This window comes from Pseudomonas sp. JC1203 (assembly GCF_056175065.1).
The window spans coordinates 49,638-68,799 of record NZ_JBWCAM010000003.1 but is presented as its reverse complement, the minus strand read 5'-3'; the positions used below and the strand labels follow the sequence as shown (position 1 = coordinate 68,799).

The following is a 19,162-nucleotide window of genomic DNA, read 5'->3' as shown; positions in this document are numbered from 1 at the left end:
GAGCTGGCTTGCCAGCGAGCTTTTATGGCCCCAACAGCGCGCTGGCAAGCCAGCTCCCACAGGATGTAGCAGCTGCCGTAGGCCGCGTCTGGAATCAGCGCTCGGACACGTCGATCCAGATGGTCTTGATTTCGGTGTACTGGTCGTGCGCCCACACTGACTTGTCGCGCCCGCCGAACCCCGACTCCTTGTAGCCGCCAAACGGCGTGGACGCGTCGCCTTCGCCGAAGCAGTTGACGGTGACGATGCCGGCGCGAATCTCGCGTGACAGCTTGATGGCGTTGCGCAGGTTGTCGGTGTACACCGAAGCCGCCAGGCCGTACACGGTGTCGTTGGCCAGGGCAATGGCCTGCTCGATGGTCTTGAAGGTGGTCACTGACAGCACCGGGCCGAAGATCTCTTCCTGGAACAGGCGGCTGTCGGCCGGCACGCCGTCCACCACCGTGGGTTGCACGAAGACGCCTTGCTCGGTGTGGCCACCCACGCGCACGTGCAGCTTCTCATTGCGCGCCTGTTCAAGGTAGGAGGCCACCTTGTCGAAGTGCGCCTTGCTGACCATGGCGCCCAGGCGGTTGTCCGGGTCCAGCGGGTCGCCCAGTTTCCATTCGCGCAGGTGCACGGCGATGCGTTCGAGCAAATCGTCCTTGATGTCTTCGCTGACGATCAGCCGCGAGGAGGCCGAGCAGTTCTCGCCCATGTTCCAGAACGCACCGTTCACCACGTGGCTGGCCACCAGGTCCAGGTCTTCGACGTCGCTCATGACCACGGCCGGGTTCTTGCCGCCGCATTCCAGCACGATGCGCTTGAGGTTGGAGTCGGCCGCGTAGTGCAGGAAGCGGCGGCCGGTGGCGGTGGAGCCGGTGAAGCTGACCATGGCCACGTCCATGTGCCGGCCCAGCGGTTCGCCCACTTCCTGGCCGCCGCCGGGCAGCACGTTGAACACGCCCGCCGGCACGCCGGCCTCGAAGGCCAGCTCGGCCACGCGCAGGGCGGTAAGGGTGGTCTCGGTGGCCGGCTTGACCACAATGGAGCAGCCAGCCGCCAGCGACGGGCCGATTTTCCACGCCAGCATCAGCAGCGGGAAGTTCCACGGCAGCACCAGGCCCACCACGCCGATGGCTTCGCGCACCACCAGGGTCAGGGCGTCATTGCCCACCGGGGCGGTGTTGTCGTAGATCTTGTCGATCAGCTCGGCGTGCCAGCGGATCATGTGAATGGTTTCCGGCACGTCGATCAGCGCGCACTCGCGCACCGGCTTGCCGCTGTCCAGGCTTTCCATCACCGCCAGTTCATCGGCGTGCTGCTCCAGCAGGTCGGCGAAGCGCAGCAGCACTTTCTTCCGCGCGCCGGGCGAAAGCTTGCTCCAGCGGCCATCCTCGAAGGCGGCCTTGGCCACTGCCACGGTGTGGTCGACGTCGCTGCTGTCACAGGCCACCACATGCGCCAGCAGCTGCTCGGTGGCCGGGTTGGTGGTGGCGAAGGTCTTGCCCGACCGCGACGCGTAGGGCGCGCCGTCGACGAAGGCCTGGGTGGGCAGCACCAGCTGTTCGGCGATGGCCGCGTACTGGGCCTTGCTCAGCAACTCGCTCATTGCGCACCCCCGGTGACGTGCGCCACTTCACGCTTGAGGTCGGTGATGACGTTTTTCAGGGTCTGCTTCTCTTCGGCGGTCATGGCTTGCAGCGGTGCGCGCACGCCGCCGGTGCTCTGGCCGTTGAGTTCGCAGCCGTACTTGATGGACTGGACGAACTTGCCGCTTTCGAGGAAATCCATCAGCGGCATGAACGCCGACATGATCTTGCGGCCCATGTCGAAGTCCTTCTCCACCACGCAGGCCTCGTACAGCGCCACGTGCTCGCGCGGAATGAAGTTGGAACCGGCGCACACCCAGCTGCGCGCGCCCCAGGCGAAGAACTCCAGGGCCTGGTCGTCCCAGCCGCAGGACAGGGCGATGTTGGGGTAGTTGCGCGCCAGGAAGTGCAGCTGCGCCGGATCGCCGGAGCTTTCCTTGATGGCCACCACGTTCTTCACCTGCTTGATGGCGGCGAAGTAGGCGGCGCCCATGCTCACGCCCATGCGCGCCGGGTAGTTGTACAGCATGATCGGCAGGTTCGCGGCGCGGTCCACGGCCTGCAGGTGCGCGGCGTTTTCAAGTTCGGTGGGCAGGGCGTAGGGCGGCGAGCCCACCAGGATGGCGTCGGCCTTGATCTCGCGGGCGGCCTGGGCGTAGGCCACCGAGTCTTCGGTGCGGATGGCGCCGGTGCCGATCACCAGCGGCAGGCGGTTGCCGATCACGGCCTTGGCGTGGGTGGCCAGGTCCAGGCGCTCCTGGGCGGTGTGGGCGTAATACTCGCCGGTAGAGCCGCCGATGATGATGCCGTGCACCTTGGCCTCGATCAGGTATTCCAGGGTTTCGGCAAAGGCGTGGCGGTCGATCTGGCCGTCGGCGGTCAGTGGGGTGATGGCCGGGGTATAGATGCCTTCGAATTTCATGCGTGGTTCTCCTAGATAAAGGGCAGCAGGTTCAATTGCCGAGCGCCGCGGCGTCGCGCAGGCTCAGGGAACGGGTTTCAGGGGCCATGGCCCAGGCAGCCACAAGGCCTACCAGGGTCACGGCGGCGGCTACATACATGGTGTGGCCGATGCCAATGCCTTGCAGCGAGAGGGGCACCAGGTAGGTGCCCACCGCCGCGCCAACCCGCGACAGCGAGGTACCGATGCCCACGGCAACGGCACGGATTTCAGTGGGGAACAGCTCGTTGGGGTACACCAGTTGCAGCACCTGGGCGCCGCCGATGAACAGCGCGTAGGCGCCGAACAGGGCCAGCACCAGCAGTTCGTTGCCATCGGGGAACAGCCCCAGCAGCAGCAGCGCCAGGCCCGACCAGAGGAAGCTGTGAATGAGCATGCTGCGCCGGCCCATGACGTTGATCAGCTTGCTGGCGAAAATGCAGCCGATGACGAACAGCAGGGTGATGGCGATGGAGCCGAAGGCCGCCCAGTCGCCCTTCAGGTGCAGGGCTTCGAGCACCTTGGGCGCAAAGGCGTACACGGCGAACACCGGGATGATCGAGCACGACCAGAACAGCGTGACGAACAGCAGGCGCTTGCCGTAGCCGCTCACCAGCAGGCCCCACAGCGTGGTGCACGCCAGCTCCGCCTGTTCCGGCAGGTTGGCCAGGCTGAACTGCGGGCCATACACGCCCTTGATGACCTGTTCGGCCTCGGCGGCGCGGCCCTTGCTCAGCAGCCAGCGCGGCGATTCCGGGGTGCCCAGGCGCAACAGCAACAGGCCCAGGCCGATGGCCGCAGCGCTGGCCAGCACATAGCGCCAGGCGTCATCGCCGCCCAGGTTGATCAGCGTGTTGCCGACGATGTAGGCGAAGGCGGCGCCGGCGAACCACAGGATGGTCAAGGCGGCCAGGCGCGGGCCGCGGTATTTGCGCGGCAGGAACTCCACCAGCAGCGCGGTGGCCACCGGGTATTCGATGCCCACGGCCAGGCCGATGATAAAGCGGCACAAAAATAGCGCGGGGGCCGAGTCCACCCACAGTTGCGCCAGGGAACAGACAATAAATAACAGCGGGCCAATAAAATAAACTTTCTTGCGGCCCAGGCGGTCAGTCAGCACACCACCGAAGAAACCACCAAAGAACACGCCAATTAACGCCGACGCGGCAATCATGCCTTGCCAGAATTCGGTAAGTTGCAACGCCGCGGACATTTGCAACATGGCAATGCCGATAATACTCAGTACATAACCGTCGACAAAAGAACCACCACCGGAACGCAGGGTAAGTTTGCGATGAAAGGCATTGAGCGGGACATCTTCAATGCAACAGTTGGAAGGTTTCATTGTTGTCTCCTCTGTCGCGCGGTACAACGTGACCGCGCGGTCTCTGCGGGAGCTGGCTTGCCAGCGAGTTTTGGCAGTTGTTCAATAGCTCGCTGGCAAACCAGCTCCCACAAGGGGCGTTGTTGTTATTGTTGGTGCAAGAGTGTCGAAAACAGGTGAGGGGGGGTAATCAGCTCTCCTTGCCGGCGCGGTATTGGCCCCACGCCAGGTTCATGTTCACCCCGGCCGACAGCAGCGGTTGCGGCGGGTTCTGGCTGGGCCCGGGGGCGGCCAGCAGGAAATCGGTGAGGTGGCTGCGCTCGCCCGCCAGCCAGTCGGCCAGCAAGGTGCCGGTGACGGTGCCGCGGGTAACGCCCAGGCCGTTGCAGCACAACGCGCCGTAGACATTGGGGGCCAGCTCGCCGAAGTGCGCCATGTGGTTGCGCGACAGGCTCAGCGAGCCGCCCCAGGTGTACTCGAAGCCCACGTCCGGCAGCATCGGGAAGCGCTTGGCGAACGACACCTGGTGGCGCTTGACGAACTGCTGCAGGTACTTCTGTTTGCTGGCGCCGTCGGGGTTGAAGCTGAAGCTGTTGCGCACCAGCAGGCGGTTGTCGACGGTACGGCGCAGGGTGGTGCCGAACGGGTCGGCGGGTATCACCCCCCAGAAGGGTTTGCCGCCCAGGCGTGCCTGCTCGTCCACCGTCAATGGGCGGGTTAGGCTTGCGTAGGTGAAGATCGGCAGCATGCGCCCTTTCAGGAAGCCGAAGCTCATGCCAAAGGCGTTGTTGGTCAGCACCAGCTTGTCGGCCAGGATGCTGCCGCCCTGGTGTATCAGGCGGGTTTGCGCGCCGTATTCCACTTGGGTAATGGGCGTGTTTTCGTACAGGGTGACATTGCCTGGCAGGCTCTCGGCCAGGCCTCTCACCAGGGCGGCGGGTTGCACCAGCGCGGTGCCGGGGGTGAACAGGGCCTGGCGGTAAAAGCCGGTGCCGATGTGCCCGGGCAGGTCTTTTTGGGCAATAACCTCGTAGGACTGGCCCAGCTTGTCCAGGCCGCGGCGGTAAGCGTCCAGCACGGCAATGCCGCGGTCTTCGATGGCGGCCTGGTACTTGCCGCATTCGCGTAACTGGCAGTCGATGCCATGTTCTTTCACCAGCGCCTTGAGTATCGACTGGCCTTGCAGGTTGAGCGCCAGGCTCATCTTCGCCGTGGCGATGTCACCGATGTAGTCGTCGGCGCCGATGTCGTGGGGCAGGTCGATGGCGAAGCCGGCGTTGCGCCCCGAACTGCCGTAGCCCACCTGCTGGGCTTCCACCAGCACAATCTCTTCGTCAGGAAAACGCCTGGCCAACTGCCGCGCCGCGGCAAGCCCGGTGAAGCCTGCGCCTATCACCACCCAGCGCGCCGTGCGGTGGCCCACGTGGGCAGGGCGCGGCGTGCGCGGTGGGGCCAGGTGGAACCAGCCGCACGTGGAATCATCTGCGGGAATATGCGTGACCTTTGCCATTTCAACGACCCGGTTTTTTTAATTGTCGAACCGGTGGCTGTTCACACCGGCGTCACATGCCTGAGCTAAAAATACTCTGTGTATACATCATGTCGACACACTATAGGGCAGGTTTTATCGGGGTGTCTAGAGGCCCCGATTTATCCGTTTGAAGGGCTTTGAAAAGCGTCCGCAATGGCCGTTTTTTTCCGCAAAACCCTTATGCCACGGGCGTTTGCGGGTATATTGGCGCAGCAAATTTCACTGCGGCGAGCGGCCGCAGCTCGCACGCGCTGCCTTGGCACTGTTCCAAAAACGACAGCCTTGTTTCCTGTGAGCGACAAGGCCTTTTGCTAGCCATGTGCGCAAAGGCTTGAACCGCAAGGCTTTGGCCCCGACAATGAAAAAAATCTCAGGTATTCACGCTGTATACATCGTGAATACAACCCGTTGACCGATCCCCGTCGCCGTGCGAGTCTGGCTCCATAAGCCGGCCGCTGTTGACGAAAACAGCCCTTGGAGGTCGTTTGTGAAAAGCGGCAAGAACAGTTTGTACGACGACTTGAAGCGTCAGATCCTGACCATGGAACTGGACCCCGACGAGGTGCTGGACGAGGTGGGCCTGAGCGAGCGCTACGGGCTGTCCCGAACCCCGGTGCGCGAAGTGTTCCGCCGCCTGGCAGGCGAGGGTTATATCGACATTCAGGAAAACCGCGGTGCGCGGGTAATCGCCATGAACTACGCCACCCTGCGCAACTTCTTCCTGGTGGCGCCCATGATCTACGCGGCCATTGGCCGTTTGGCAGTGAACAACTTCCGGCCTAAACAACTGGAAGACCTGAAACAGACCCAGTTCCGCTTCCGCCAGGCCACGCTGGCCAAAGACCCGCTGGGCATGGTGCTGGAGAACAATCGCTTTCACGAGATCATGGGCGAGATGGCCGGCAACCAGTACCTGGAGCCCAGCCTGGGGCGGCTGCTGATTGACCACGCACGCATCGGCCATACCTTTTACCGGCCGCGCGACCCGGACATGGAGCGGCGCCTGGACTTGTCGGTGGAGCACCACGACCAGTTCATCGAGGCCATCGGCAAACATGATGAAGGTGCAGTAGTGGACCTGGTGTTCGAACACTGGGAGTTGTCGCGGGAAAACATGGAGATATTCATTGCGCCGCAAGGGCTCGATGTCAATGGCCTGGGCGAATTACCCCGCGGTTCGAACTCCGAAAAGTGGTCGTGAACGGCCGCTGTTGAATAACCGGCGCCTGGGTTAACTGCCCGCGCCGGCTTATATATAACCATTGAAACAACGCAGAGGCGTACGGTCGCCGGCTGCGCGAAATTCGAGGTGCAACTTAAAGTAACGGCCGCACGCAACATGTGCGGAGCGATGGCGTGTGGCTTTAACAAACTCAACCCTGTGTTTTTTATTGCGTACTACGAGGTCAGTCATGAAGAAGATGTGGAAAGCACTGTGCGCGGCAACCCTGGCAACGATGGTGATGTTGCCGGTACACGCCGAGGAAAAGACTATCACCATGGGGACACTGTCCTGGGAAGACTTGACGCCCATTACCGGTATTACCAAGAAAGTGCTGGAAGACTCCGGTTATACCGTGAAAGTGGTGGAGTTCTCGGAGTGGGGCATTGCCTACGCCGCCCTGGGCAAAGGTGATATTCAGGTACTGGCGTCGCAGATTGACTACGCGGCCTATGACTACTGGAACAAGAACAAGAGCCGCCTGGAAAAACTCTCGCCGGTGTCCCACGGCCTGTACCAGGCCATTGCCGTGCCCAAGTACGTGCCCATCGACTCGCTCGACCAGCTCAACGACAACGCCGACAAACTGGGCGGCAAGATCATCGGCATCGAGCCGGGTTCGGGCCTGATGAGCGACGCCACCAAGGCGGTCAGCGAATACGGCCTCAAGCTGCAACTGGTGGAAGGCAGCACCGCGGCCATGACCGCCGCCCTGAAGTCCGCCGTGGACCGCAAGGAACCCATCGCCGTCACCGTGTGGGAGCCATCGTGGATGGCGCAGAAGTTCGACCTCAAATTCCTCAAAGACCCCAAAGGCGTGTTCCCGCCGCCACAAGGCTACTACTGGATCGGCCACAAGGGCTTCTCGGCTGAGTACCCCCACGCCCGTGAGTTGATGGCCAGCGTCTTCGTGCCGGTGGCCGACATCACCGCCATCAACGGCGAGGTCAAGGACGGCAAGACCATGGAGCAGGCCATCCAGGGCTGGACCGCCAGCCACGGCGAGCTGCTCAAGCGCTGGGAAAACGTAAAACAATAATAAGCCTCGACACTGCTGTGCCACTGCCGAACTTGGATTAATTAGAAAAACCAGCGAAAAACTGGTTCGACGGGTTCCGAAATGACAATGTCCAACGCAAACACCAATGAAGTGCTGATCGATTGCCAGTCCCTGTGGAAAATCTTTGGCCAGAACGCCCCCGCCGCCATGAAGGCGGTGGTGGAAAAGGGCCTCGGCAAGACCCAGATACTGCAGGAATTCAGCTGTGTGGTCGGGGTGTCCGACGTCAGCCTGCAGGTTCGCCGGGGCGAGATCTTCTGCATCATGGGCCTGTCCGGCAGTGGCAAATCCACGCTGATCCGCTTGTTGAACAAACTGATTACCCCCAGCGCCGGCAAGGTGGTGGTGAAGGGCCAGGACCTTTCCACCCTCAACCCCACCCAGCTGCGCCAGGTGCGTGCCCGCCACATCGGCATGGTGTTCCAGAGCGTGGCGCTGCTGCCCAACCGCACGGTGCTGGAAAACACCGCCTTCGGCCTGGAAGTGCAGGGCGTGGGCAAGGCCGAGCGCTACCAGGTGGCCGAGCGCGCGCTGGCCAAGGTCGGCCTCACCGACTGGGCCCAGCGCTACCCCAATGAATTGTCCGGCGGCATGCAACAGCGCGTGGGCCTGGCCCGGGCGATTACCGCCGACCCGGAAATCATCCTCATGGATGAACCCTTCAGCGCCCTTGACCCGCTGATCCGCCGCCAGCTGCAGGACGAGTTCCGCCAGTTGACCAAGGACCTGGGCAAGTCGGCGGTGTTCATCACCCACGACCTCGACGAGGCGATCCGCATTGGCGACCGCATCGCCATCATGAAAGACGGCGTGATCATTCAGGTCGGCACCGCCGAGGACATTGTCCTCAACCCTGCCGATGACTACGTCGCCGAGTTCGTCGCCGGCATTTCGCGCCTGCACCTGGTGAAGGCGCATTCGGTCATGACCCCGGTGGCCGCCTACAGTGCGGCGCACCCTGGCAGCGACCTGTCGCGCCTGAGCAAGACCACCGTCGACGCCGACATCAACGAGCTGATCGGCCTGATCATGACTTCGGACCGTGACGCCCTGGCCGTCACCGACAAGGGCCATGTAGTGGGCATCATCACCCCGCGCGACCTGCTGCGCGGCGTGCAGGGCCTGCCCAACGACTTCGCCCAGGACGTGCCTGAGGCGCTGGTGGAGCGTGCGCAATGAACCTGCCCGGCGTTGCCCAATACAACTTTGCCCAACCCTTTGACGACAGCGTCGACGCCGGCCTGCAATGGTTGGCAGACCACGGCGCCGACTGGTTCGACCTGGCCAACGCGGCCCTCAGGGGCTTGTACCAGGCGGTGCTGGCGCTGCTCGCCTGGCCGCCGTTCTACGTGATCGCACTGCTGATCGCGCTGCTGGGCTGGCGTGCGGTGGGCCGGCGTTTTGCGCTGCTGGCCTTCGTTGCGCTGTTGTGCTGCAACCTCATCGGCCTGTGGCCGGAAACCGTCAGCACCCTGGCCTTGGTACTCACCGCCACGGTGCTGGCGCTGCTGGTGGGCATTCCCCTGGGGGTGGCCGCCGGCCTGGCGCCGCGCCTGGACCGGTTGGTGGACCCGTGCCTGGACCTGGTGCAGACCCTGCCGCCGTACATCTACCTGCTGCCGGCCATTGCCCTGCTGGGCTACGGCCCGGCCACGGCGCTGCTGGCCACCTTCATCGTCGCCGTGCCACCGGTGCTGCGCCTGACCGCCCTGGGCATCCGCATGACGCCGCGCGAGTTCATCGAACTGGGAGACGCCAGCGGCGTTACCGCCGCGCAGATGTTCTTCAAGATCCGCCTGCCGTTCGCCTTGCCCAGCATCATGGCCGGCATCAACCAGAGCCTGATGATGGCCTTCGGCATGGTGGTGATCGCCGGCATCGTCGGCTCCGGCGGCCTGGGTGAATCCATCTACGGCGCGGTGCGCACGCTGGACATCGCCAAGTCGATCAACGCCGCCATCGCCATCGTTATCCTCACCATGATTCTCGACCGCCTGGCGCAGAGTTTCGCCCACAGCAAGGCCGGAGGTGGCCAATGAGCATTGCCGATCTGCGTTTCTCCCCCGGCGAGTACCTGGCGCCCGTGGTGGACTGGCTCAACAGCCACCTGCACCCACTATTCGTGGTCATCAGCCAAATCATCGAGGCCACCTTGGGCGCGGTGCAAGGCGCACTGCTGGCGCCGCCGCCGTTGCTGCTGGTGGCCATCGTCGTGGCGCTGGCGCTGTATTTCGCCAACCGCCGGGTGGCGCTGTTCGCCGGGCTGATGCTGCTGTTCTGCCTGTTCAGCGGCCTGTGGCTGGCGTCCATGCAGACCATCGCCCTGGTGTCGGTGGCGGTGCTGATCTCGGTGGCCGTGGCCTTCCCGCTGGGCGTGCTGGCGGCGCGGGTGAAGCGCGTGGACACGCTGATCACGCCGCTGCTGAACATCATGCAGACGGTGCCGCCGTGGGTGTACCTGATTCCGGCGGTGATGCTGTTCAGCCTGGGCCGCGTGCCGGCGATCATCGCCACCATCGTCTACGGCATTCCGCCGATGCTGCGGCTTACCACCCTGGCGTTCAAGCAGTTGCCCAAGGACCTGCTGGAGCTGGGCCAGGCTTCCGGCGCCTCGCCACGCGACATCCTTTTCAAGATCGAACTGCCCACCGCCGCGCCGACGCTGCTGGTGGGGCTGAACCAGTGCATCCTGTTGTCGCTGGCCATGGTGGTGCTGGCCGGGCTGGTGGGCGCCGGCGGCCTGGGCGCCGAGGTGACACGTGGCCTGACCCGCATGGAAATGGGCCTGGGGCTGCGCGCCGGCCTGGCCATCGTCGCCGTGGCGCTGTTGCTCGATCGCCTGTCCCGGGGCGCGCTGCAGCGCCATTCGCCACGGCAACTGGCCTGAGGAGTCGAGCATGCGCCACAGCTTTTTCTGTATCGATGCCCACACCTGCGGCAACCCGGTGCGCGTGGTGGCTGGCGGCGGCCCGTTGCTGCCGCTGCTGCCCATGGCCGAACGCCGCGACATCTTCGTGCGTGACCATGACTGGGTGCGCACTGCGTTGATGTTCGAGCCGCGTGGCCATGACGTGATGTCGGGCGCCATCATCTACCCCAGCGTGCGCGAGGACTGCGACTTCGCCGTGCTGTTCATCGAGGTCAGTGGCTGCCTGCCCATGTGCGGCGCCGGCACCATCGGCCTGGCCACGGTGGTCATCGAAGAAGGCTTGATCACCCCGCGCCAGCCGGGCCGGCTGGCCATCGAGACGCCGGCCGGGCGGGTCGACGCCGAGTACGTGATGGGCCCGGGCGGGGTTGATTCGATTCGCCTGCGCAACGTGCCCAGCTACCTGCACGCCGCCGACGTGGAAGTGGACGTGCCGGGGGCAGGGCGGCTGGTGGTGGACATTGCCTATGGCGGCAACTTCTACGCAGTGGTTGAACCACAGGCCAACTGGCCGGGGCTGGAGGGCATGGGCAGCGGCGACATCGTCAGCCTCAGCCGGCGCCTGCGCACTGCCCTGGCCCAGGTGTGCCAGCCGGTGCACCCGCTGCACAGCCACATCCACGGCGTGCACCACGCCATCTGGTGCGACGCCCCGCGCAACCCCAAGGCCGATGGCCGCTGCGCGGTGTTCTACGGTGACAAGGCCATCGACCGCTCGCCCGGCGGTACCGGCACCTCGGCGCGCATGGCGCAGTTGGTGGGCAAGGGCCGGCTCAAGGCCGGCGACGCCTACTGGCACGAAAGCCTGATTGGCACGCTGTTCGAGGGGCGCGTAGAGCAGGTGCTGAAGGTGGGCGCGTACGATGGCATCGCCCCAAGCATTGGAGGCTGGGCAAGGATCACCGGGCACAATACAATTTTCGTCGATGACCGCGACCCGTTGGCCCACGGCTTTCAACTGCTTTGACCGGCAGCCACCAATAAGAGAACAACGTGATTTCACACCGTACCACCCCCGTTTCCCGCTCGGCCCCAGCACCGGCACGCCCCGCAGCCCATGCCGCCAGCGCGCGGCAGACCCGCGTGGGCTTCGTGCTGCTGGAGCATTTCTCGCTGCCGGCCTTCACCCAGGCCCTCGACACCCTGGTGACCGCCAACCTGCTGCGCCCCGGCTTGTTCACCAGCACCACACTGGGCCTTGCGGGCGAAGAGGTGACCAGCGACCTGGGCCTGGTGATTCGCCCCGACGCGCTGCTGGCCGCCGTGACGCCTGCGGATTTCGACCTGCTGGTGGTGTGCGGCGGGCACCGTACCGAACTCAAGGCGGACCCTGCGCTGAACGCGTTCATCACCGCCGCCGCCAGCCGTGAGGTCACCCTGGCCGGATTGTGGAACGGTGCCTGGTTCCTGGGCCGTGCCGGGGTGTTGAACGGCTACCGTTGCGTGGTGCACCCCGAACACCGGCCGGCCCTGGCGGAAATTGCCAAGGTGTCGCACGTCACCAGCGAGGCCTTTGTGCTGGACCGCGACCGCCTCACTGCGTCGAGCCCGGCGGGGGCGTTCCAGATGACCCTGGAGTGGATCAAGGGCCTGCACGACAAGGCACTGATCGAAGGCATCGAGGATATTCTGGCGTTCGGCGAGTCGCGTTACCGGCGCCTCAACCCGTCGAAAAACGTCTCGGTGAGCCCGGCGTTGCGCCAGGTCATCGACCTGATGAACGCCAACCTCGAAGAGCCGCTGGAGTTCGCCCAGCTGGCGGCGTACGCCGGGCGTTCGCGGCGGCACATCGAGCGGCTGTTCAAGGAGCAGCTGGGCACCACGGCCCAGCGGTATTACCTGGAAGTGCGCATCATCGAGGCGCGGCGCCTGCTGCAGCACACCGAGCTGTCGATGGTGGAAGTGCTGGTGGCCTGCGGCTTCGTCTCGCCCAGCCATTTCAGCCGCTGCTACAGCGGCTACTTCGGCTACCGGCCGTCCAAGGAAACCCGATTCGTCAAATGATCTGTGGGAGCTGGCTTGCCAGCGAGCTTTTCGGGCCTCAACGGCTCGCTGGCAAGCCAGCTCCCACAAGGCCCGCCGCCAACCGCGGCAAACACTCATCACAAGGCACTTCCAACTTCATCGCCAGCAAATCATCGGCGCGGGTTTTGCCCAGATTGATCGCCACCACCGGCCGGCCGCGTTCGGCCACCGCGCGGCACAGGCGGAACGCCGAATAGGCCATCAACGACGAGCCCACCACCAACAGCCCAGGCGCCGCGCTGGCCAGGGCCATGGCCCGCTCGGCCGTGGGCGTGGCCACGTTTTCGCCAAAAAACACCACGTCAGGCTTCAGCCGCTGCCCATGGCAATGCGGGCACACCGGTACCTTGAAGCGCGCCTCGAAGCGCGGGTCCAGCAGGGTGTCGCCGTCTGGCGCCTGGGTGGCATCGACGCCGGCCAGGTAGGGGTTCTCGGCCTCCATCACCACCTGCACGGCATCGCGTTGCTGGCGTTGGCCGCAGTCCAGGCACAGCACCCGGTGCAGGTTGCCGTGCAGTTCCACCACCCCGGTGCTGCCGGCCTGGTCGTGCAGGCCGTCGACGTTCTGGGTGATCAGCCCGCTGATCAACCCGCGCCCCTGCAACCCGGCCAGCGCCTGGTGGGCGACATTGGCGCGGGCCTGGCGCACCTTCGGCCAGCCGAGCATGGCCCGCGCCCAGTAGCGCTGGCGCAGGGCGGCGCCGCTGAGGAATTCCTGGTACATCATCGGCGCGCGGCCGCGGCGCACGCCCTCGCGGTCGCGGTAGTCGGGAATGCCCGAGGGCGTGCTGATGCCTGCGCCGGTCAGCACCACGAAGGGCTGCGCGGCCATCAGCGTGCACAGGGTGTGGAAGTCACTCATGGGCAGGCTCCGCAAAAGAAACCAGCATAGCGCTTATGCCGCGCGGTAGCGCAAGGCCTCCACCAGCGCCGCCAGTGCCGGCGGCGTCTGGCGGTGGCCGGGGTAGTACAGGTAGAAGCCTGGGAACAGTGGGCACCAGGCTTGCAACAGGCGCACCAGCTTGCCGCTGGCCAGGTGCTGGCCCACCTGTTCTTCCAGGGCGCAGGCGATGCCCAGGCCATCCACTGCAGCCTGCACCACCAGGCCGTTGTCGTTGAACACCAGCGGGCCATCCACCTTGACCCGCAGCGGCCGGCCCTTGTGCGCGAACTCCCATTGGTACAGGGCCTGGCTGCTGGCCAGGCGGTAGTTGATGCAACGGTGCGCCGTCAGCGCCTGCGGCGTTTTCGGCGTGCCATGGGCCGCCAGGTAGGCGGGGGAGGCCACCACCGCGCCGCGCAGGTCGGGGCCGATGCGCACCGCCACCATGTCTTTCTCCACCGACTCGCCAAAGCGGATACCGGCGTCGAAGCGCTGCTCGACGATGTCGGTGAAACGCTCATCCACGTTGATTTCCACGCGGATGTCCGGGTACCGGGCCAGGAAGGCGGGCAGGGCGGGGCCCAGGATCGACACGGCCGCCTGGTGCACGGTGGTGATGCGCACACTGCCGGCCGGGGTGGCGCGCAGCTCGCCCAGGGCGCCCAGTTCGGTGGCGATGGCGGCGAACGACGGGCGCAGGGTTTTCAGCAGCCGCTCGCCGGCCTCGGTGGGCGCCACGCTGCGTGTGGTACGGGTCAGCAGGCGCAGCCCCAGGCGGCTTTCCAGGCCACGAATGGCGTGGCTCAGGGCCGACGGCGACATACCCAGGCGCCCGGCGGCGCGGGTGAAACTTTGCTCGTCAGCCACCGCGACGAAAGCTGCCAGGTCGTTCAGTTCATCACGTTTCATTGCTGCATCCTGCTCACAAGGCCATGCCGATTATGCTGTCTAGTCGCATGATGATAGCGCTTTTACCATGGCGGCTCACTGACAGAAAGGACACCACGCAATGAACGGACACGACCCGATCGCCACCACCCGCCTGGGTGCCCACGGCCCGCTGGTGGGCGTGCAGGGCCTGGGCTGCATGGGCATGAGCGAGTTCTATGGCGCCAGCGACCGCGACGAGTCGCTGGCCACCCTGAACCTGGCGCTGGACCGTGGCGTCAGCCTGATCGACACCGCCGACATGTACGGCAGCGGCGACAACGAACGCTTTATCGGCCCGGCCATCCGCGCGCGCCGCGCCGACGTGCTGATCGCCAGCAAGTTCGGCTTCGTGCGCACACCCGGCGAGGGCCTGAATTTCACCCTCGACAACCGCCCCGAGTACATTCGCAGCGCCATCGACGCCACCTTGCGCCGGCTGAACATCGAGACCCTGGACCTGTACTACATGCACCGCCGGGTCAAGGACGTGCCGCTGGCAGAGTCGGTGGGCGCCATGGCCGAACTGGTCACTGCCGGCAAGGTGCGTTACCTGGGATTGAGCGAGGTGACGGCTGAGGAGCTGCAGGAGGCCCACAGCATTCACCCCATCACCGCGGTGCAAAGCGAATGGTCGTTGTTCGCCCGCGACGTAGAAGCCGAGGTGGTGCCCATGGCCGCGGAGCTGGGCATTGCCTTCGTACCTTACGCGCCGTTGGGCCGGGGCATGTTGACCGGCGCTGGGCTGAGCGGCGCCGAGGGTGATATTCGTGGCTTGCTGCCGCAGTTTGGCGGCGCGGCCGGTGAGCACAACCGCCAGCTGGCGGCGCAGGTCACGGCCTTGGCCGGGCAGTTGGGGGTGACGGCGGCGCAGGTGGCGCTGGCCTGGGTGCACCAGCGGGCGCAGGTGCATGGGCTGACCGTGGTGCCCATTCCAGGCACCCGGCGCCGGGTGCGGTTGCAGGAAAACCTGGCGGCGCTGACCCTGCGCCTGGATGCCCAGGCATTGGCCAGCCTGGATGCGCTGGCGGCATCCGTGCAGGGCCAGCGGTTAGTCTAATCCCCCCCAAACCCGTAGCAGCTGCCGCAGGCTGCGTCTTGCCCCCACAGCGCAGGGGCCTTGGACGCGGCCTGCGGCCGCTGCTACGGGAGGTTGCGGTGTGGCTTCTTCACTTTCACCGTCGGCCGGAACAACAGGCTCAACAAAAACATCACCGTCCTGAAATCCAGCAACTTCAACGCCGCCCGCGCTTCCTCGGGGCGTACCTTGGCGATCATCGGCATGGCGCCGAAAATCTTGCCCTTCAACACCAGCTCGTTGCCGCTGCGTTCGATGGTGCTTACGGCCATCAGCTCACTGTTATCGCTGCCAAAAATCTTCATCATCAGTTCCTCGTCACTCGCTCGAAATCCATGCCCAGGTCATCGAACATCTTGATGGCCGTGCCACGCCCCGCGCCGAACACACCGCCGCCGGGGTGCATGAACGGCCCCACCAGGTACAGGTTGTCCAGCCCCGGCACGCTCAGGCGGCCCAGGTCGGGCGTGGGGCGGTGGGCGAAGTTCTGGTAGAAGTAGGGCGCCACGCCGTGCACGTCGCCCTTGACCATGGAATTGGGCGAGCTGCGCTCAAGGTCCAGCGGCGAGCACACGGTGCGGGCAATGATGTTGTCGGGCGTCAGGTTCTTCACGAACTTGCGGTAGGCCGCAAGGCTCAGGTCGCCGAACTCTTCCTTGTACTCGTCCCAGCGCGCGGCGCCGCCTTCGGCCAGGTTGTAGGGGGCGAAGGTCATGCCGTGGAACATGCCCTTGCCGGCGGGCACGCGGGTGGGGTCGTTGATGCTTTCGTCGCCGCCGGCCACCAGCCTGCGCCTGGACACGCGGCCGCGGCGCAGCTCGTCGAAGTCGTCGAGCATGTCACTCAAGCGGTCGCTGCTCATCATGGTCAGCATGGTCGCCCGGCCGACGTCGGGGCCCGCGTGGAATTGGGCCTTGTTGTGCAAGTCGTAATGGCTGACGAACAGGCTGAACGGCGCCAGGCTGGCGCGTTCGGCGCGTTGCACCACGCCGGCGTCCAGGCCCTCGACGAAGCGGCTGATGACGTGCGGGTGCAGCGCGCCTATCACCGCGTCGCGGGCCAGTATGCGTTCGCCATCGCTCAGCTCCACGCCGGCGGCGCGGCCGTCGCTGACGATCACCTTGCGCACCTCGCTGTTGACCCGAATTTCGCCGCCGTAGTGTTCGATGCAGCGCGCCAGCGCCTCCGACAGCTTGCCGCTGCCGCCCACCGGCTGCGACACGCCGTGGCTGTGCATGATACCGACGAAGGCGTACACGCCCATGCCGGTGCCCAGTTCGTCAGGCATCTGCAGGTTCTCGGCAATCACCCGCAGCAGGTGGATCTTGACCTTATCGTGCTCGAACAGGTGGTCGATGATGTCCAGGGTGCTGCGCTGCATGGCGTCGAACAGCTCGCGGCCTTCCAGGCTCTGGTCGAGCATGGCCACCATGGCGCCCATGGGCAGCGGCGGCGAGTAGAAGCCCGAGAGGAACATGGGCAGCAGGCCCATGGCTTTCAGCGCCAGGCGCCGGTAGGTCTCGGCGTCGCGCGGCGACACGCTGGCAATCGACTCGCAGGCCTTGTCCAGGTCGCGGTAGGTGATCAGCGCGCTGCCGTCTTCGAAGACCGTGGCGTGGGGGATGTCGGAGTAGTTGTATTTCAGGCCGAAGTGCTTGAACAGGCCCAGCTCGTCCTGGGTGATCATGGGGTTGCCCTGAATCATGATGTGCACGCTTGAGTGCTCGTCATGCCAGAAACCGGGCGTGTTAAGCTGGCGCGTCGACACGCCACCGCCCACGTAGTCCTTGCGCTCCAGCACCAGGACCTTCTTGCCGGCCTTGGCCAGGTAGGCCGCGGCCACCAGCCCGTTGTGCCCGCCGCCGATGGCGACGACATCGTAGTGATTCATGTGGACCTTCCGCGTCATTGTTGTTCTTGTCAGTCAGCTCATTGGCTGTGGCGGCGATGATGGAGCAGGCGTGCAGCGCGCGGAAGATCGCACTTTTATGTGGGTGGGTTACCTGAATGTGCGTACCCCCCCTGCCAATAACAAGGAATACCCCGTGAACGACGACGCCCAACGGCAGGCCCTGGACCAACTGCGCGCCCGCGTGCAGCACAACGGCAACGACCCCCAGGGCCCCATCCGCGAAACCCTGGCGCGCCTGGGCGACCGCTGGAGCCCGCTGCTGTTGCTGATACTGCGCCACGGCATGCTGCGTTTCACCGAGCTGCAGCGCGAGGTCAACGCCATGGCCGACAGCGAGCTGTCCCAGCGCATACTCACCCTGAAACTGCGCGCGCTGGAGCGCGACGGCATGCTGCAGCGCACCGTGATCCCGACCATTCCGCCGCAGGTGGAGTACCGCCTGACGCCGCTGGGGATGGAGCTGGTGGCGCGGCTGGAAGGGTTGGTGGGCTGGCTGGAGCAGCAGGCGCCGACGATCGAGGCGGCGCGGGTGGCGTACGATCAGGCCTGACGCGCGGCAACGGCTACGCTTGTGGTTGGATCATTTTGCGTCGAGGCACCTCATGAAACAGCCATCCGCCGACCATCCCATCACCGTCAGCCCGCTGGGCGGCACGCTGGAAGTGCAGTTCCACGGCACCACCATCGCCCGCACCTCGCGCGCGCTGGCGCTCAAGGAGGCGCATTACCCGCCGGTGTATTACGTACCGCGTACGGATATCGTCGCCAAGCACTTCCAGCGCACGGCGCATTCCAGTTATTGCCCGTACAAGGGCCAGGCCAGTTATTTCAGCCTGGTGGCGGGGGAGCAGGGCAGCGAGAACGCGGTGTGGAGTTATGAAAAACCCTATCCCGCGGTGGCCGGTATCGAGGGCTACGTGGCCTTCTACCCCGACCGCGTAACGTTCACCACAACCCCGTAGCAGCTGCCGCCAGGCTGCGTCCAGCGGCGTGCCAGCAGAACGGGTGGCGCCGGTGACGCGGCCTGCGGCCGCTGCTACGGGGGTAATGGTCAGGATTTGGCGGCTATGCCGTGGGCTTTTGTAGGACGCTTCTGAAATAATACCCCGCGCGGATTTCGCGCTTGTTCTGGTTCCGGGGCTGCCATTACCCTCCGTTCGCCGCTGCCACTGCAGTGGTCGGGTTTTAGCAGACCTGCAATGAATCTTGGATCAAGCGCCGGTTCACGGCCAGCTGACGCACCGCGTGTGTTCGCTGGCCCGCCTTTATGGCAGCTGTGCGTGGGGCATCTTCGGATGCGCCGGGTTCGTTCCTTGATTCCTCGGTCTGCTAACCCGCGTACAGCCGCCACCCTCCGTCCGTTTAGCAGCGGCAGGGGTGGGGCCACATGAATTAAGGAACGCAAGAAATGGACGACCTGACCCCCGATACCCCGCGCATCACCCACAACCACCCCTTCGGCATCAGCGACAGCGACGACCAGCCGCTGTTCTGCATTCCCGAAGGCGCCCGGGCCGAAGACGCCCTGGCCCACGCCTCGCTGCTGCTCAAGGGCGCCTACGAAACCACCTACGAACTGACCGACATCGGCCTTGGCCATTCCGGCCTGCTGTGGGCGGTGCTGCACCTGGTGGAAAGCGCCAAGGCGCTGGTGGATGCGGTGGCAGTGCAGCCCCGCGCCTGACTGCCGTGACGCGGCCTTGCGGCCGCTGCTACGAACCCCCGAGCACCCGCCGCGCCGGCCCCGCCGGCCGGGCACC

The 19,162-nt window shown here is 65.2% G+C and carries 19 protein-coding genes; 11 read left to right on the top strand and 8 right to left on the bottom strand.

Annotated features, from left to right (window positions below; all coding sequences use genetic code 11):
- Nucleotides 1–94: 94 nt before the first annotated feature.
- From AC0SZ7_RS05705 to AC0SZ7_RS05690, 4 genes are all read right to left on the bottom strand, one after another.
- The gene (locus tag AC0SZ7_RS05705; protein WP_475503454.1) at nucleotides 95–1,591 is read right to left on the bottom strand and encodes an aldehyde dehydrogenase; all 1,497 of its coding nucleotides are present in this window, start codon (nucleotides 1,589–1,591) and stop codon (nucleotides 95–97) included.
- Nucleotides 1,588–2,493 (bottom strand): dihydrodipicolinate synthase family protein, encoded by a 906-nt coding sequence (locus tag AC0SZ7_RS05700; RefSeq protein ID WP_475503453.1) that lies wholly within the window; start codon nucleotides 2,491–2,493, stop codon nucleotides 1,588–1,590. The genes AC0SZ7_RS05705 and AC0SZ7_RS05700 overlap by 4 nt, the downstream gene beginning before the upstream one ends.
- Before the next feature lie 31 nt (nucleotides 2,494–2,524).
- Complete coding sequence (locus tag AC0SZ7_RS05695; protein ID WP_475503452.1) at nucleotides 2,525–3,856, bottom strand: MFS transporter; 1,332 nt, start codon at nucleotides 3,854–3,856, stop codon at nucleotides 2,525–2,527.
- Nucleotides 3,857–4,025: 169 nt separating this feature from the next.
- Nucleotides 4,026–5,345 (bottom strand): NAD(P)/FAD-dependent oxidoreductase, encoded by a 1,320-nt coding sequence (locus AC0SZ7_RS05690; RefSeq protein ID WP_475503451.1) that lies wholly within the window; start codon nucleotides 5,343–5,345, stop codon nucleotides 4,026–4,028.
- Between the two features lie 508 nt (nucleotides 5,346–5,853).
- Here AC0SZ7_RS05690 and AC0SZ7_RS05685 point away from each other — a divergent pair.
- The 7 genes from AC0SZ7_RS05685 to AC0SZ7_RS05655 all read left to right on the top strand — a co-directional run bounded on the left by AC0SZ7_RS05685 (nucleotide 5,854) and on the right by AC0SZ7_RS05655 (nucleotide 12,581).
- Nucleotides 5,854–6,567: an FCD domain-containing protein gene (locus tag AC0SZ7_RS05685; protein WP_473006254.1), complete on the top strand. Its 714-nt coding sequence runs from the start codon at nucleotides 5,854–5,856 to the stop codon at nucleotides 6,565–6,567.
- Nucleotides 6,568–6,778: 211 nt separating this feature from the next.
- Entirely contained in the window at nucleotides 6,779–7,627 is an 849-nt protein-coding gene (locus AC0SZ7_RS05680; RefSeq protein ID WP_475503450.1) for a glycine betaine ABC transporter substrate-binding protein, read from the top strand.
- Nucleotides 7,628–7,708: 81 nt separating this feature from the next.
- Nucleotides 7,709–8,827 carry a quaternary amine ABC transporter ATP-binding protein gene (locus AC0SZ7_RS05675; RefSeq protein WP_475503449.1) on the top strand — a complete coding sequence of 373 codons (1,119 nt, stop codon included), beginning with the start codon at nucleotides 7,709–7,711 and terminating at the stop codon, nucleotides 8,825–8,827.
- Nucleotides 8,824–9,687: an ABC transporter permease gene (locus tag AC0SZ7_RS05670; protein WP_475503448.1), complete on the top strand. Its 864-nt coding sequence runs from the start codon at nucleotides 8,824–8,826 to the stop codon at nucleotides 9,685–9,687. Before AC0SZ7_RS05675 ends, AC0SZ7_RS05670 begins: the two co-directional genes overlap by 4 nt.
- Nucleotides 9,684–10,535 carry an ABC transporter permease gene (locus tag AC0SZ7_RS05665; protein WP_475503447.1) on the top strand — a complete coding sequence of 284 codons (852 nt, stop codon included), beginning with the start codon at nucleotides 9,684–9,686 and terminating at the stop codon, nucleotides 10,533–10,535. Before AC0SZ7_RS05670 ends, AC0SZ7_RS05665 begins: the two co-directional genes overlap by 4 nt.
- Nucleotides 10,536–10,545: 10 nt before the next feature.
- On the top strand, nucleotides 10,546–11,544 hold the full coding sequence (locus tag AC0SZ7_RS05660; RefSeq protein ID WP_475503446.1) for a 4-hydroxyproline epimerase: 999 nt from the start codon (nucleotides 10,546–10,548) through the stop codon (nucleotides 11,542–11,544).
- 116 nt (nucleotides 11,545–11,660) lie between these two features.
- Nucleotides 11,661–12,581 (top strand): GlxA family transcriptional regulator, encoded by a 921-nt coding sequence (locus AC0SZ7_RS05655; RefSeq protein WP_475503783.1) that lies wholly within the window; start codon nucleotides 11,661–11,663, stop codon nucleotides 12,579–12,581.
- Nucleotides 12,582–12,618: 37 nt separating this feature from the next.
- Here the strand turns inward: AC0SZ7_RS05655 and AC0SZ7_RS05650 are convergent, their stop codons facing one another.
- Together AC0SZ7_RS05650 and AC0SZ7_RS05645 are read right to left on the bottom strand one after the other, a co-directional pair.
- Nucleotides 12,619–13,464 carry an NAD-dependent protein deacetylase gene (locus tag AC0SZ7_RS05650; RefSeq protein ID WP_475503445.1) on the bottom strand — a complete coding sequence of 282 codons (846 nt, stop codon included), beginning with the start codon at nucleotides 13,462–13,464 and terminating at the stop codon, nucleotides 12,619–12,621.
- A 33-nt stretch (nucleotides 13,465–13,497) separates the two neighbouring features.
- The gene (locus tag AC0SZ7_RS05645) at nucleotides 13,498–14,394 is read right to left on the bottom strand and encodes a LysR family transcriptional regulator (protein WP_475503444.1); all 897 of its coding nucleotides are present in this window, start codon (nucleotides 14,392–14,394) and stop codon (nucleotides 13,498–13,500) included.
- A gap of 100 nt (nucleotides 14,395–14,494) precedes the next feature.
- On the opposite strand from AC0SZ7_RS05645, the gene AC0SZ7_RS05640 reads away from it, so the two are divergent.
- A complete protein-coding gene (locus AC0SZ7_RS05640; protein WP_475503443.1) occupies nucleotides 14,495–15,472 on the top strand; it encodes an aldo/keto reductase in 978 nt (325 codons plus the stop codon).
- An 83-nt stretch (nucleotides 15,473–15,555) separates the two neighbouring features.
- Here AC0SZ7_RS05640 and AC0SZ7_RS05635 read toward each other — a convergent pair whose 3' ends face one another.
- Both AC0SZ7_RS05635 and AC0SZ7_RS05630 read right to left on the bottom strand, forming a co-directional pair.
- A complete protein-coding gene (locus AC0SZ7_RS05635) occupies nucleotides 15,556–15,798 on the bottom strand; it encodes a hypothetical protein (protein ID WP_475503442.1) in 243 nt (80 codons plus the stop codon).
- Nucleotides 15,798–17,399, bottom strand: a complete 1,602-nt coding sequence (locus AC0SZ7_RS05630; RefSeq protein ID WP_475503441.1) for a phytoene desaturase family protein — start codon at nucleotides 17,397–17,399, stop codon at nucleotides 15,798–15,800. Before AC0SZ7_RS05630 ends, AC0SZ7_RS05635 begins: the two co-directional genes overlap by 1 nt.
- Before the next feature lie 136 nt (nucleotides 17,400–17,535).
- Here AC0SZ7_RS05630 and AC0SZ7_RS05625 point away from each other — a divergent pair, with 136 nt between their 5' ends.
- The 3 genes from AC0SZ7_RS05625 (at nucleotide 17,536) to AC0SZ7_RS05615 (ending at nucleotide 19,086) form a co-directional block, all read left to right on the top strand.
- Nucleotides 17,536–17,952 (top strand): winged helix-turn-helix transcriptional regulator, encoded by a 417-nt coding sequence (locus AC0SZ7_RS05625; RefSeq protein WP_416423718.1) that lies wholly within the window; start codon nucleotides 17,536–17,538, stop codon nucleotides 17,950–17,952.
- A gap of 52 nt (nucleotides 17,953–18,004) precedes the next feature.
- The gene (locus AC0SZ7_RS05620; RefSeq protein WP_475503440.1) at nucleotides 18,005–18,364 is read left to right on the top strand and encodes a DUF427 domain-containing protein; all 360 of its coding nucleotides are present in this window, start codon (nucleotides 18,005–18,007) and stop codon (nucleotides 18,362–18,364) included.
- 446 nt (nucleotides 18,365–18,810) lie between these two features.
- Nucleotides 18,811–19,086: a DUF3077 domain-containing protein gene (locus tag AC0SZ7_RS05615; protein ID WP_475503439.1), complete on the top strand. Its 276-nt coding sequence runs from the start codon at nucleotides 18,811–18,813 to the stop codon at nucleotides 19,084–19,086.
- The last annotated feature ends 76 nt before the right edge of the window (nucleotides 19,087–19,162 follow it).